The organism is Oceanimonas sp. CAM02, from assembly GCF_032842915.1.
Lineage (GTDB): Bacteria > Pseudomonadota > Gammaproteobacteria > Enterobacterales > Aeromonadaceae > Oceanimonas > Oceanimonas smirnovii.
This window is the reverse complement of sequence record NZ_JAWJBK010000005.1, coordinates 18,898-32,963: the sequence shown is the minus strand read 5'-3', so window position 1 is coordinate 32,963 and position 14,066 is coordinate 18,898. Positions and strand designations below refer to the sequence as shown.

The window sequence follows — 14,066 nt, the reverse complement described above, 5'->3', positions numbered from 1 at the left end:
CGGGACTGGAGCAAGAGGCTGGGGTTACATTTCTAAAAGGCGCTTCACCAGTTTGCCAATGCCGGTGTCGGCTTCGGTAATGTTTTTTGCCAGCATATAGGCGGGGGTGGAGATCACCTTGTGGCGTTCGTCTTCTACCATATCGGTCACGGCGCAGCCAATGTGTTCGCCGCCCATGGCCATAAAGGCGTCGGCAACGGCGGCGTCTGTGCCCACTGTGCCTTTTACCCCGGCCGGATACACTTTGGGGATCAGCACAGGAGCAATACAGCAATAACCGGCAGGCTTGCGTGCCCGGGCAAAGCCTTTACAGGCCGCCAGTACTTCGTCGTCTACTTCGCAGTCGGCTCCTTCAAAAGCAAAATTGCACAGGTTTTTGGCCACACCAAAGCCGCCGGGCAGCAGCAGGGCGTCAAAATCGTCGGCGTTCAGCTCGGAGAGGGGCTGTATGTCACCCCGGGCAATGCGGGCGGCTTCGGTGAGCACATTACGCTGTTCACTACTTTCTTCACCGGAAGCATGGTTCAGCACATGATGCTGAGGCTTGTCGGGAGCAAAGCACTGATAGCGGGCACCATTGCGGGCCAGGTGCAGCAGGCACAGTACCGCCTCGTGAATTTCTGCGCCGTCATACACGCCGCAGCCGCTCAGAATTACGGCAACTTTTTTCATGTTGTGCTCCTTACTGGTGTGAAATTAATGATGCCGGCAGCAAAACCGCCGGCTTGTGCTAGCCTTATTGCGTTTAATCCTGATGCAATATTTCATTACTGTCGACTTTCCACAATTCAGGATCTGTTATCAATACGCTGGTTAACAATATAAGCTTATGAAATAAAACAACTAATTTAAGTTACCTGGATCCGGATCGGATCATCCTTTCACAGAGTTATCCACAGGATCAACCGGCATTGCCGTGGAGTCCGGCGGCCTGCTGTGGCATGCTAGCGGCCAACGCAATAACGAGAAGACGCCATGGTTGCCATTCCTGCCAAACCCCTGATCCTGGTTGATGGATCCTCTTATCTTTATCGTGCCTATTTTGCTTCTCAGCAAGCGGATCTGCGCACCAGCGATGGCCGGCCCACCGGTGCCATTCGTGTGGTTACCAATATGCTGCGCAGCCTACACAAGCAGTTTCCCGACTCAAGAGTAGCAGTGGTATTCGACGCCAAGGGCAAAACCTTTCGCGATGAGATCTATCCCGAATACAAGGCGCAGCGGCCGTCCATGCCGGATGATCTGCGTGAGCAAATTAAGCCCATTCACGACATTATCCGTGCCATGGGATTGCCCCTGCTGATCGAAGAAGGAGTGGAAGCAGACGATGTGATTGGCACCCTGGCCCGGCAGGCCACCGAGCAGCAGCTGGATGTAGTGATCAGTACCGGTGACAAGGACATGGCCCAGCTGGTATCGGATCATGTGCTGCTGATGGATACCATGAAAAACAGCTTTCTCGATCGGGACGGCGTGGTGGAAAAATTTGGTGTGCCGCCGGAGCTGATTATCGATCTGCTGGCGCTGGTAGGCGACAAGGTAGACAACATTCCCGGCATGCCCGGTGTGGGTGAGAAAACGGCACTGGCGCTGCTGCAGGGGCTGGGCTCCATCAACGACATTGCCGCCAATACCGACAAAATTGCCGAGCTGGGCTTTCGCGGATCCAAGTCGTTTGCCGCCAAGTTCGTCGAGCACGAGCAGCAGGTACGGCTGTCTTATACCCTGGCTACCATCAAGACAGATGTGGAGCTGGACGTGGGGCCGGCGGATCTGCAGCAAAGCGAGCCCGATACCGAGGCCTTGCGCGCTCTTTATCAAGAGTTTGAATTCCGTAATCTGCTGGCTGAGCTGGATCCCGCCACTCAGGAAGAAGCGCCAGTGGCGGCGGCTATGGAAACCGATTATCAGCTGGTGACCGAGCAGGCGCAGCTGAATGCGTGGATTAAAAAGCTGGAAGCCGCGCCTCTGTTTGCCTTTGATACCGAGACTACCAGTCTCAGCTACCGGGATGCCCGTGTGGTAGGGGTATCATTTGCAGTAGAAGCCGGACAGGCGGCCTATGTGCCTTTTGGTCACGATTATCTGGATGCACCCGAGCAGCTGAGCGAAGAAACCGTGCTCGGTGCGCTCAAGCCGTTACTGGAAGATGAGAGCCGCATCAAACTGGGTCAGAATCTGAAGTACGATATCAATGTGCTGAAAAATCACGGCATTCACATGAAGGGCACGCTGCTCGATACCATGCTGGAGTCTTATGCACTCAACTCGGTGCAGACCCGGCACGATATGGACAGCCTGGCGGCATTTTTCCTTAATCACAGCACCACACCGTTTGAAGCCATTGCCGGCAAGGGAGCCAAGCAGCTGACCTTTAACCAGATCCCACTGGAGCAGGCCGGGCCCTATGCGGCGGAAGATGCTGACATTACTCTGCGGCTGCACCATCACCTGGCGGAAAAACTGGCTGCCGAGCCATCTCTTGAAAGCGTATTTAATGACATTGAAATGCCGCTGGTACCCATTCTTGCCGGAATGGAATACACAGGCGTGCGCATCGACGGCAAGCTGCTGGCCATTCAGAGTGATGAAATTGCCAAACGGCTGAAAGAGCTGGAGCTGGAAGCCCACGAACTCGCCGGTGAGCCCTTTAATCTCAGCTCTCCCAAGCAGCTTGGCGAGATTCTGTTCACCAGGCTGGAACTGCCGGTGATCAAAAAAACGCCCAAGGGTGCGCCTTCTACCGCCGAAGAAGTACTGCAGGAGCTGGCGCTGGATTACCCCTTGCCCAAATTACTGATGGAATACCGGGTACTTAGCAAGCTCAAGTCCACTTATACCGACAAGCTGCCCCAGATGATGAATGAGCACAGCGGCCGGGTGCATACCTCTTATCATCAGGCTAATACTGCCACCGGCCGGTTGTCGTCGTCAGATCCCAACCTGCAGAACATTCCCATCCGCACACCGGAAGGACGCCGCATTCGCCAGGCCTTTGTGGCTGAAAAGGGCTACAAGCTGGTAGCGGCAGACTACTCCCAGATAGAGCTGCGCATTATGGCGCATCTGTCTCAGGACAAGGGACTGCTCACGGCCTTTGCTGAAGGTCAGGATATTCACAGGGCCACCGCCGCCGAGGTGTTTGGTGTGGATCTTGAAGCGGTGACCAGCGAACAGCGCCGCCGGGCCAAAGCCATTAACTTTGGCCTGATCTACGGCATGAGCGCTTTTGGTTTGGCCCGTCAGCTGGGCATTGGCCGGAATGAAGCCCAGGAATACATGAATATCTACTTTGAACGTTATCCGGGTGTGCTGCGCTATATGGAAGAAACCCGCGAGCAGGCCAGCGAGCTGGGCTATGTGTCCACCCTGTTTGGCCGTCGCCTGTATCTGCCGGAGATCAAATCCAAAAACGGTGCCCGGCGCAAGGGCGCTGAGCGCGCCGCTATCAACGCTCCCATGCAGGGCACGGCGGCCGATATCATTAAAAAAGCCATGGTGCTGGTAAACGACTGGATAACACAGTTACCCGAAGACGATGTGCGTATGCTGATGCAGGTTCACGATGAACTGGTATTTGAAATTCGCGAAGACAAGGCAGAAGATTACCGGCAGAAAATTTGCGAACTGATGCAGCAGGCGGCCAGTCTGGATGTGCCGCTGCTGGTGGAAGCCGGTGTGGGTGATAACTGGGATCAGGCTCACTAATGCGATAAAAAATAACGATAGTGAAATAAACTTACGTTATAGTGGCAGCAGGTACAGAGGCAGTAGTCCATGCTGCCAAGCTTTTTGCATTTTATTAATATGCTGCTCAGGCCGCCTTCAGCGTTTTTAGCTGAGGGCGTTTTTTTTGCCTGCAATCCACCTCTTCTTTTGTATACAACAAAAAATTTATGTTACTAAATTACAGTTGGTGTGTTTCAACTCTGCCGGCTGGCAATTAAACGGTGGGCTGGGTATGATTTCTGTCATTGGTCGGGGTGCCGAAAGGCCGAGATGGCAATTGTTGCCGAACCCGTTGAACCTGATCCAGCTCATACTGGCGTAGGGAACCGATGGCTGTGGCCTTATGGTTTTCACGCCCAGATAAAGGACCATAAGGACATGCACAGCAGCAAAGCCATTATTCTTTCCATTGCCGGCTCCGACAGCGGCGGCGGTGCCGGCGTTCAGGCCGACATTAAAGCCATCTCCGCCACTGGCGGTTACGCTTGTTCGGTGATTACCGCCATTACCGCTCAGAACACGCAAAAAGTCTCGGCGGTACATCCGGTTCCCCAGGATATGATTCGCGCCCAGCTGGAGGCGGTATTCAGTGATCTGCCGGTAGCTGCGGTCAAGGTAGGTATGCTGGGTGATGCAGATACCATTAATACGGTGGCTGACGCGCTTGAGGCCTACCGGCCTCAGCACCTGGTAGTGGACCCGGTCATGGTCAGTGCCAACGGCGATATGCTGCTGGCTCCTGACGCAGTGAACAGTCTCAAACAGCGGCTGTTGCCGCTGGCGGATGTGATCACCCCCAATCTGCCGGAGGCTGCCTGCCTTACCGGCAGGGACATACCCGCGTCACTGCGGGAAATGGAGCCGCTGATCGCTGCCCTGAGCGAGCTGGAGTGCCGGGCTGTGCTGCTGAAAGGTGGTTTTTTGCAGCAGGAGCCGCGCAGCCCCGACTGGCTGATCAACGGTGCCGATGTGCGCTGTTTTGATACTCCCCGCGTGATTACCGCCAACACCCATGGCACCGGCTGCACCCTGTCCGGCGCATTGGCGTCCTATTTGGCTCAGGGCCTGGAGCTTGAGCTGGCGGTAGCGTCTGCCAAGCATTATATCGAAAGAGCCATTGAAGCCGGCGCTCGTCTGAAAGTAGGGCAGGGCCGGGGGCCGGTGGAGCATTTTTTTGCCCGCTGAACACAGTGCAAATGTCCCGGCCCGCTTGCGTCCGGCCGGGGCGGCTTGTAGTATTCCTTGCGATGATAATCAATAACAACGAATTAACGCATTGATCGTTAATCGAAATAAGTCACTGCTATAGTCTGCATTCTAAGTCTCTCCTTTCTATTTGCCGATCCTTACGCCCCTGAACGGGCCTGAAAAGGAGCCTTGCGTATGCTTGTTGCCGTTTTGGCAGGTTTTGTTCTCGCCGCCCTGGTGCCCATGTTGAGCTCCCGGCTGGGCCAGTATATTGGCTGGTTTCTGGCGGTATTACCCGCGAGTCTGTTTGTTTATTTTGCCGGTTTCTGGCCTCTCATTACCGCGGGTGAGACGCTTCAGTTTCACTATCAGTGGATTCCCAGTCTTGATATCGGCCTGAGTTTTCTGCTCGACGGCCTCAGCCTGATGTTTGCGCTGCTGATCACCGGTATTGGTACCTTTATTCTGATCTACGGCGGCCGCTATCTGGAGGGCAACAAGGACAGGCACAAGCTGCTGATGTACCTGCTGGCCTTTATGAGCGCCATGCTGGGAGTCGTGCTCTGTAGCAATTTGATCGGGTTGTTTGTGTTCTGGGAGCTGACCAGTATTACTTCCTATCTGCTGATTGGTTTTAACCATGAGCAGGAAAAGTCGCGCAAGGCGGCGCTGCAGGGCTTGTTTGTCACCATGGGTGGCGGCCTGGCACTGATGACAGGCCTGATCATGCTGGGCTGGATGGCCGGCAGCTATGAGCTGACCGAGGTGCTGGCGCAGGGCCCTGCACTGCAACAGCATCCGCTGTTTTTGCCCATGATGATATTGATCCTGGCGGGCACCTTCACCAAGTCGGCGCAGTTCCCGTTTCACTTCTGGCTGCCCAATGCCATGGCCGCGCCCACGCCGGTCAGCGCCTATTTGCATTCCGCCACCATGGTTAAGGCGGGCGTGTTTCTGATGGCCCGGCTGCAGCCTGTCATGGCGGGCCATGATGCCTGGATGCTGACGCTGTCGGTATTGGGGGCTGTTACCATGACGGTGGGTGCCCTCATGTCGGTATGCAGCACAGATCTGAAACGCATTCTGGCCTATTCCACTATTATGGCGCTGGGCACACTGACCATGCTGATTGGCATCGGCACGCCGGTGGCGCTGAAAGCGGCCATGATTTTTCTGCTGGCTCATGCGTTGTACAAAGGCGCGCTCTTTATGGCTGCCGGTACCCTGGATCATGCCACCGGTACCAAGGATGTGCGCGAGCTGGGCGGCTTGCGTGCCCATATGCCGCATACGGCGCTGTTTTTATGGGTGGCGGCCTTGTCACTGGCGGGTATACCGCCGCTGTTTGGTTTTATTGCCAAAGAGCTGATGTTTGAGGCGGCCTTGGGTGCCCGCGCCCTGTCTGTGCTGCTGGTGGTGCTGGCATTGGTCACGGCTGTGGCTATTGTGGCTGCCAGTGCCCTGGTGGCCATCAAACCTTTCTTCGGCAAGCTGAAACCCACTCCAAAAACGCCTCACGAAGCTCCCCTTGCCATGCGTCTGGGCTTTAGTGCGCTGGCAGTCTTAAGTCTGGTGCTGGGGTTGTTGCCCGGCCTGGCTGAGCCGCTGCTGGCGGCGGCGGTCACTGCCATCAGCGGGGCACCGGCGGGAAATCTGGATCTGGCGCTGTGGCACGGCATTAATCTGCCGCTGCTGTTCAGTGCTGCCGCGCTGGTGGCCGGGGGATTGCTGTACCGTCGCTGGAGCCGTATTTATCAGCCGCTGGGCAAGGTGCTGTATCCACTGGCCTACGGTCCGGAACGGGGCTATGAGCATATGATGGACGGCCTGGTGCGGCTGGCCCGCTGGCAGACCCATGTCCTGCAGAACGGCTACATGACCAACTACATCATGACCATACTGCTGACTACCATAGGTCTGCTGATATATGCCTTCTGGGCGCATGACGCCTTTATCTACTCACTGTCGTTTGAAGGGGTTTATCTCTACGAAGTGGTGATCAGTCTGCTGATGATGGTGGCGGTCATTTATGTCTGCTCCACTCATCTGCGTCTGGGAGCCGTGGCCGCGGTAAGTGTGCTGGGCTTTTCCATGGCGCTGATTTATGTGTTTTTCAGTGCGCCGGATCTGGCTATTACTCAGATATTGGTAGAAACCCTGACGGTCATTCTGCTGGTACTGGTGCTGTTCCGTCTGCCCGGTTTTCAGGATCTTTCCAGCACGCGCACCCGCTGGCGGGATGCGACTGTAGCCGGTGTATTTGGTGTGCTGGTGACCATGATGGTGTTAACCGTGAACCAGTCTTCGCTGGGCGAAGGCATCAGCAGTTACCTGATAGCTAACAGCTATGACATAGCCCATGGCCGCAACATAGTGAACGTGATCCTGGTGGACTACCGGGCGCTGGATACTCTTGGAGAAATTTTTGTGCTGGCGCTGGCAGCCATCGGGGTGAACGCCATGATCCGCTTTCGTTGGGAGGAACACCGCTGATGATAGGCTCGTCTCTGATATTACAGACCGCCACCCGCTTTCTGGTGCCGTTATTGCTGCTGTTTGCGGTGTATCTGCTGCTGCGCGGCCATAACGAACCCGGCGGTGGCTTCATTGCCGGCCTGGTGGCATCCGGGGCCTTTGCTCTGCATATGTTTGCCTTTGATGCCAGCAGCACCCGCAAGCTGATGGGAGTGGAAAGCCAGCTGCTGATGGGTTGTGGTCTGCTGCTGGCGCTGGCCAGCGGTGTGGTGGGCATGGTGCTGAAAGGTCAGCCGTTTTTGTCCAGCCAGTGGTGGACAGTGTGGCTGCCTGGCATTGGTGATCTCAAGCTGAGTACGCCGCTGTTTTTTGATATCGGTGTATTTTTGGTGGTTATCGGTGTGGTGACCACCATTATGCTGTCCCTGGCCAAGGTGGAGGAATAAATGGAAAACCTGTTTGCCTTTGTGGTGGGCGGCCTTTATGCCACCGCGCTTTATATGATGCTGCGACGCAGCGTAGTGAAACTGGTGATCGGCCTTATTATTCTGTCGAATGCCGCTAACCTGCTGATCTTTACCAGCGGCGGTCTGGTGCGGGGCGCGCCACCTCTGATTCCGCAGGGGCTGAGCGTACCGGTGAAAGCCATTGCCGATCCGCTGCCGCAGGCGTTGATCCTGACCGCCATTGTGATCAGTTTTGGGGTGCTTGCCTTTGCCGTGGTGTTGATCCACCGGGCATATGAAGTGATTGGCGCCGATGATGTTAACGAAATGAAGAGCACCGATTCGTGAAACCAGAAGTCGTGATACCCATCCTTATTCCCATGCTGGCAGGGGCCTTGTGTCTTACCTGCTGGCGCTGGCGCAATGTGCAGCGCTGGATTTCCGTATTCTCCGGTGCCGGTTTGCTGGCGGCCTCTGTGGTATTGCTGCAAAAGGTACAGACAGACGGCATTCAGGTGGCCCATATGGGCAGCTGGCCGGCCCCCTATGGCATCAGTCTGGTGGCCGATCTGCTCAGTGCCATTATGGTGGTGGTCACCGGTATTATCGGTCTGGCAGTGGCGATGTATTCGCTGGCCACCATGACCCGCAGCCACGAAGCCTTTGGTTACTATCCACTGCTGCATCTGATGCTGGCAGGCGTAGTAGGGGCTTTTCTTACCGGAGATATCTTCAACCTTTATGTGTGGTTCGAGATACTGCTGATCGCCTCTTTTGGTCTGATGATTCTGGGGGGTGAGCGGGCCCAGATGGAAGGGGCGATCAAGTATGTGACCCTGAACCTGATCTCCTCAGCCATGTTTCTTACCGCGGTGGGGCTGCTCTATGGCTATGCCGGCACCCTGAATATGGCGGATCTGGCGGTGAAGTTGAACGGTGCCGAGCAGTCTGGCCTGGTCACGGTTATTGCCATGCTGTTTCTGGTGGCTTTTGGCATCAAGGCGGCGGCGTTTCCGCTGTTTTTCTGGTTACCAGCGTCTTATCATACGCCACCGGTGGCTATTTCGGCGGTGTTTGCCGGCCTGCTCACCAAGGTAGGGGTCTATGCGCTCTATCGGGTATTCAGCCTGATTTTTGTGCAGGATGCCGGCTTTACCCACGGTACCGTGCTGATGGCCATGGGCATTTTCACCATGGTGAGCGGGGTGCTGGGGGCGGCGGCTCAGTTTGAGGTGCGGCGCATTCTTTCGTTTCACATTATCAGTCAGATTGGCTACATGCTGGTGGGGCTGGCGCTGTTTACGCCGCTGGCCATTGCCGGTGGGGTGTTTTACATTTTTCACCATATTATTGTGAAGACCAATCTGTTTCTGATCAGCGGCATTATGTACCGCTATCACGGCAGTTATGATCTGGCTCACCTGGGGGGGCTGTATCGTTCGGCCCCCTGGCTGGCGGCGCTGTTTCTGGTGCCGGCCATGTCGCTGGCGGGGCTGCCGCCGCTGTCGGGCTTTTTTGCCAAGTTCACCGTGATCAAGGCCGGTGTGATAGAAGGCCACTGGCTGATGGTGACCATGGCGCTGATCGTGGGTTTGCTGACCCTGTATTCGATGATCAAAATCTGGGCCGAAGCCTTCTGGAAAAAGCTGCCCGACGACGCCAAGCCGCTGCGAGGCGAGGGAGATCCGCACCTGTATGTGCTGTATATGCCGGTTGTGGTGCTGGCGCTGATGACCCTGACCATCGGTTTTGGTGCCGAATGGTTTGTGCAGCTGGCCATGGACACGGCGGAGCAACTGACGTCACCGGCGGTCTATATCAATGCCGTGCTGGGAGGAAGCCAATGAAAGCCTTTGGATGGAACATGCTGCTGGCCCTGGCCTGGGTAGTGTTGTCGGGCAACTACACCATCAGCAACCTGGTGGCAGGGGTGTTGCTCAGCTATCTGGTGCTGGCCTATGTGGGCCGGGACAAACCTACCTTTGCCCGCTACTTCGGTAAGGCACCACGCATTATCAACTTTGTGCTTTTCTTTATCTGGGACCTAATAAAGTCTAATGCCCGGGTGGCCTATGATGTGCTGACCCCCACTCACCTGATGCGTCCGGGGGTAATTGCCATTCCGCTGGATCTGAAAGATGAAGGGGGCATTACCATTCTGGCCAACCTGATCACCGCCACGCCGGGCTCGCTGGCGCTGGATGTCTCCAGTGACTGCCGAGTGCTGTATGTGCATCTGATGTATCTGGAAGATGAGTCCCGCCAGCTGGCGGAGTTCAAGGCCCTTGAGGCCCGTGTTATTGATTTGCTGGGATAAGCCATGTTTGAACTTGCTCTTACCCTGTCGTTTGTGTTTTTGAGTCTGGGTCTGGTACTGGCCACGGCACGACTGCTGATTGGCCCCACACTGCCGGATCGGGTGGTGGCGCTGGAGGTAATCGCCTCCATGACCATCGGTTTTATTTTGCTGTACAGCGTGGCCTTTGAGGTGCCGGTATTGATTGATGTGGTTGTTGTGCTGGCACTGACCTCCTTTATGGCGGCGGTGGGCTTTGCCCGCTATCTGGAACGGGGAGGCCAGCGCGATGATGACTGAAATTATTACCGGCAGCCTACTGTTGCTGGGTTCGTTTCTGATGTTGCTGGCGGGCGTGGGCATTTTGCGTATGCCCGACCTGCTCACTCGCATGCATGCCACCAGTAAGGCCGGTGCCTTGGGCGCGGGCCTGATGGCCTGTGCCTTTGCGGTGTATTTTCCTCAGGCCAGCCTGGTGGTGCGGGCGCTGGCGGTGGTGGTGTTTGTGATCATGACGGCGCCGGTGGCGGCCCACGTGCTGGCCCGGGCCGGCTATTTTGTGGGCATCCAGCTATGGGAAGGCACGGTCAAGGATGTGATCAAGGAACGCTACGATCTGAAAACCCACAAGCTCGGCAGCTCGGCGCGCAAGCGCGACGACTAGTCCGTTATCTATATCCCGGCTGCGTGCCAGATGGCCCGGATCTGCTCGGGCAGGGCCATGGGGTCAAAGGGTTTGGCAATCACATCCACGGCCCCCAGCGCTTTGTAGGCGGCAATTTCCTGTGGTTGTATCTTGGCGGTCATAAAAGCCACCGGGGTGTGGGCCAGCGCCGGCTGGCGGCGCAGGGCTGCCAGGGTGCCGGGGCCGTCCATGCCCGGCATCATCACATCCAGCAAAATCATGTCCGGCGCAAACCCGGTGGCCCGGGTCAGTGCTTCTTCACCCGAGGCGCACAGCAACACCGTAAAACCGCCCACCATTTCCAGTGCCAGCCGGGCAATTTCACGAATGTCTTCGTCGTCTTCCACATACAGAATGCGCTCGAGAGTCCTGGTATTTGTCATCAATGCTCTTCCTGATAAGCGTCAGGCTTTGTTCAGCCATTTTTCAAGATCCAGTCCGGCCCGGCGTAATAATCTTTCGGCATCCGGGCCATGGAGTCTGGAAGACACCCGCAGCCCGGCCAGATGCATTACCAGCAGTGCCTTGCGGGTAGCCTGACTGGGCGGCACATGCACAGCGCCAATCAGCTCTCTTAGTGGAATGGGTAACTGCCACTGAATTTTAAGCCGGTTGCCGTAGCGAGGCCCCCACCGTTTGAGTATGTCTTCAATTTTGCTGTCGTCGAGTTTGCCGCCCTGATCAAGATAGTCTTGCAGCGTGCGCAACAGCGCCAGCTCGCCGCAGCGGCATAACAAGCCGGCGGCATGGCAGCTGGCACCATCCAGATCAATACTCAGCGCCATGACCCTGGCAATGGCGGCTACCTGCTCGGCATGGGTCTGATACAGGCTGGCCTGCTCTTTTAATAATGGATGGCGCAATCCCCGGGCAATATTCAGAGCCATGGCCATGGCGCAGTTGAGTGAGGTGGCCACACCCAGAATGGAAATGGCATCCACCGGCCGTGAAATGGCGTTACCACTGCGCTTAAGGGAAATATTGTTGGCCAGCTGCAGCAACCGGGTGACAAGGGCGGTTTCATTTTTCCAGCGGGCAGCCAGTTCGGTGGGCGTTAAGGGGGCTGGCTGATTCAACAGTGGCGTAATTGTCTCTGCGCCAAGCTCGCCGGGCAGCTGCAGCTTTGCTCCCAGTGCCTGCTCCAGCCAGTAGTCCAGAAGGGGTAATGAGGGACTGTCAGACAGCTCGGCGGCATTAATGCGTTCAAACACCGACAATAATCGCTGGTGCAGGGTACTGACATCAAAAGGCTTGGCAATAAAGTCGATCACGCCCAGGTGCAGCGCCCGTTTTACGTTATCCCGATCGGAGCTGGCGCTGACAATAATCACTGGGGTGTGCTCGCTGGACTGCCGAATGGTTCGCACCAGATCCAGGCCATAGCCGTCGGGCAGGCTCCAGTCGCACAATACCAGATCGGCCCCCTGGCGCTGCCAGATATGACGGGCAGCGGTCAGAGTGGCAGCATGGTGGACATGAATGTCCGCCGCCAGTCCGGTGAGAACGGCTTCTATCAGACTGGCGACCAGTTCATCATCTTCAAGCAGTAATACCTTCAATCGGTCACCTGTGTGTCTGTTGCCGGCGAGCTGAGTTCAGCATAATCAGTGACACCGTTTCGTCCGCGTTGTTTCTGAGCATAAAGAGCCGTGTCTGCGGCATAGAGAGCCTGCTCTGCATGGTCAAATTCATTGAGCGCGGCCAGCCCGATACTCACCGTCACTCTGAAGGTGCGACAGGGGCCGTGAAAATCGAGTTCGGCAAAGTCCTGACACAGTTTCTGAAAAAGAGCCCTTGCCTTGCCGGCGTCACAGCCCGGCAGCACGACGACAAATTCCTCACCGCCATAACGGCCCAGCGAATCGGTGTTGCGCAGTCGTCGTTTCAGCAAATGGGCAAGCGTGCGGATCACCTGATCGCCACTGGCATGGCCATGGGTATCATTCACTGCTTTGAAGTGATCCAGATCCAGCATGGCCACCATGGCCTGATGGCCCAGCCGGCGGGAGATGCCGTGTTCATGAATCAGTGCCTGTTTGATATGAGGATGATTCAGCAGGCCGGTCAGACCGTCACTGGAAACCAGCCGTGATAACTGGCGGGCCCGCCGGCACAAAATGCCAACGGTACGCACCAGCCGGGCATCGGAAATGGGCTTACAGATAAATTCATCCGCGCCCTGTGCCAGAGCGTTGAGCTGACGATCCTGATCCTGTTCTGATGACAGATAAATAATGGGCAGACTGAGCCACTGAGGGTGAAACCGCACCATACGCGCAATAATGGTGCCGGACCAGGGCGGCATATGAATATCCATCAGCAGAATATCGGGTCTGAACTCGGTCAGCGCGGCCATCAGGGTATCGGGTTGGATCAGCACTTTCGTCTGTATGCCGGCAGCAGCCAGCACCAGCCGGTAGTGCTCTGCCAGTGCTTCATCATCGTCCAGCAAAAGTACCCGGGCTTTGCTTATCTGCTGATGCTCACTGCGCAGCCGCTCGATATGTTCAGCCAGCTCAGGCACATCTGCAGGCAGGGTGAATACGCCGTCAACTCCCTGTTCTGCCAGCTGATATTGTTGCTCAAAGCGGGTTTCTGTTGTGGCACACAGCAGGGTGGCGGTCTGGGCATCGCCGGCCGAGTCCTTATTCCAGCTGATGGCCGCGGCAAGCTGGCCGGCACTGGTCAATATCATCAGCTGTGGATGCCAGAATCCGGCGGGTAGATTGGTGCATTCATTTACATGGTGCAGTTTAAAACCGTAGTGTGAGAGTGCCTCGGCAAGAGCGGCCAGTTCATGCCCTGCCACCAGCAGCTCGCACTGAGCCTGGGCCGGCAGGGTAACGGCAGTGCCAGGCGTCTCTTCGGGAGTAAGGTGTTGTGTCAGTTGCAACAGCTGTTCACGGAGCTTTGCCTGCAGGGCGGTGAACGGCAGCCCGGCGGCCTGCTGTTGTTTCAGCCATTGCTCTGCCAGGGCGGCCTGCTCACCCAGAGTGCGCAGGCCAAAAGTGCCTGATGAACCGGCCAGCCGGTGCAGCAGCTGCTGGCAGTCCTGCAACAAGTCATCCTGCTGTTGGGCATCAAGCCGGTTCAGTATTGCCGTCAGCTCACCGGCAGTGCGGCTGATAAAGCGCTCCCGCAGCATCACCAGTTGTTGATTGAGCTGTGTTGTTTCGGACATATTCGGCTCCAGGCGCTTATCTTGCTTTTGTTATGTCATGACCGGCATATACTGATAATGCTTTAT

The 14,066-nt window shown here is 56.5% G+C and carries 13 protein-coding genes and 1 riboswitch; of the genes, 9 read left to right on the top strand and 4 right to left on the bottom strand.

The features are described from left to right. Positions 1-24: 24 nt before the first annotated feature. Entirely contained in the window at positions 25-672 is a 648-nt protein-coding gene (gene elbB / locus R0I78_RS01660) for an isoprenoid biosynthesis glyoxalase ElbB (protein ID WP_317074074.1), read from the bottom strand. A gap of 303 nt (positions 673-975) precedes the next feature. Between elbB and polA the strand changes: the two genes are divergently transcribed. The 9 genes from polA (at position 976) to mnhG (ending at position 10,798) form a co-directional block, all read left to right on the top strand. Further along, complete coding sequence (gene polA, locus R0I78_RS01655) at positions 976-3,708, top strand: DNA polymerase I (protein ID WP_317074073.1); 2,733 nt, start codon at positions 976-978, stop codon at positions 3,706-3,708. Between the two features lie 261 nt (positions 3,709-3,969). After that, positions 3,970-4,071, top strand: a riboswitch (TPP riboswitch). Positions 4,072-4,107: 36 nt separating this feature from the next. Next, positions 4,108-4,914, top strand: coding sequence for a bifunctional hydroxymethylpyrimidine kinase/phosphomethylpyrimidine kinase (gene thiD, locus R0I78_RS01650; RefSeq protein WP_317074071.1), 807 nt, complete (start codon positions 4,108-4,110; stop codon positions 4,912-4,914). Positions 4,915-5,112: 198 nt separating this feature from the next. Continuing rightward, a complete protein-coding gene (locus tag R0I78_RS01645; RefSeq protein WP_317074070.1) occupies positions 5,113-7,410 on the top strand; it encodes a putative monovalent cation/H+ antiporter subunit A in 2,298 nt (765 codons plus the stop codon). After that, entirely contained in the window at positions 7,410-7,838 is a 429-nt protein-coding gene (locus tag R0I78_RS01640; RefSeq protein WP_019934662.1) for a Na+/H+ antiporter subunit B, read from the top strand. Before R0I78_RS01645 ends, R0I78_RS01640 begins: the two co-directional genes overlap by 1 nt. After that, positions 7,839-8,186: a Na+/H+ antiporter subunit C gene (locus tag R0I78_RS01635; protein ID WP_019934663.1), complete on the top strand. Its 348-nt coding sequence runs from the start codon at positions 7,839-7,841 to the stop codon at positions 8,184-8,186. It begins immediately after the preceding gene. Beyond that, entirely contained in the window at positions 8,183-9,685 is a 1,503-nt protein-coding gene (locus R0I78_RS01630) for a Na+/H+ antiporter subunit D (protein ID WP_317074069.1), read from the top strand. The genes R0I78_RS01635 and R0I78_RS01630 overlap by 4 nt, the downstream gene beginning before the upstream one ends. Further along, on the top strand, positions 9,682-10,155 hold the full coding sequence (locus tag R0I78_RS01625; protein WP_317074068.1) for a Na+/H+ antiporter subunit E: 474 nt from the start codon (positions 9,682-9,684) through the stop codon (positions 10,153-10,155). The genes R0I78_RS01630 and R0I78_RS01625 overlap by 4 nt, the downstream gene beginning before the upstream one ends. A 3-nt stretch (positions 10,156-10,158) precedes the next feature. Then, positions 10,159-10,434: a monovalent cation/H+ antiporter complex subunit F gene (locus R0I78_RS01620; protein ID WP_317074067.1), complete on the top strand. Its 276-nt coding sequence runs from the start codon at positions 10,159-10,161 to the stop codon at positions 10,432-10,434. Then, on the top strand, positions 10,424-10,798 hold the full coding sequence (gene mnhG / locus R0I78_RS01615; protein ID WP_317074066.1) for a monovalent cation/H(+) antiporter subunit G: 375 nt from the start codon (positions 10,424-10,426) through the stop codon (positions 10,796-10,798). The genes R0I78_RS01620 and mnhG overlap by 11 nt, the downstream gene beginning before the upstream one ends. Before the next feature lie 8 nt (positions 10,799-10,806). Here the strand turns inward: mnhG and R0I78_RS01610 are convergent, their stop codons facing one another. The 3 genes from R0I78_RS01610 to R0I78_RS01600 are packed head-to-tail and all read right to left on the bottom strand — an operon-like array spanning position 10,807 to position 14,000. Then, entirely contained in the window at positions 10,807-11,202 is a 396-nt protein-coding gene (locus R0I78_RS01610; protein WP_317074065.1) for a response regulator, read from the bottom strand. A 21-nt stretch (positions 11,203-11,223) separates the two neighbouring features. Beyond that, entirely contained in the window at positions 11,224-12,378 is a 1,155-nt protein-coding gene (locus R0I78_RS01605) for a response regulator (protein WP_317074064.1), read from the bottom strand. Then, positions 12,375-14,000 carry a diguanylate cyclase gene (locus R0I78_RS01600; protein WP_317074063.1) on the bottom strand — a complete coding sequence of 542 codons (1,626 nt, stop codon included), beginning with the start codon at positions 13,998-14,000 and terminating at the stop codon, positions 12,375-12,377. The genes R0I78_RS01605 and R0I78_RS01600 overlap by 4 nt, the downstream gene beginning before the upstream one ends. Positions 14,001-14,066: the final 66 nt, after the last annotated feature.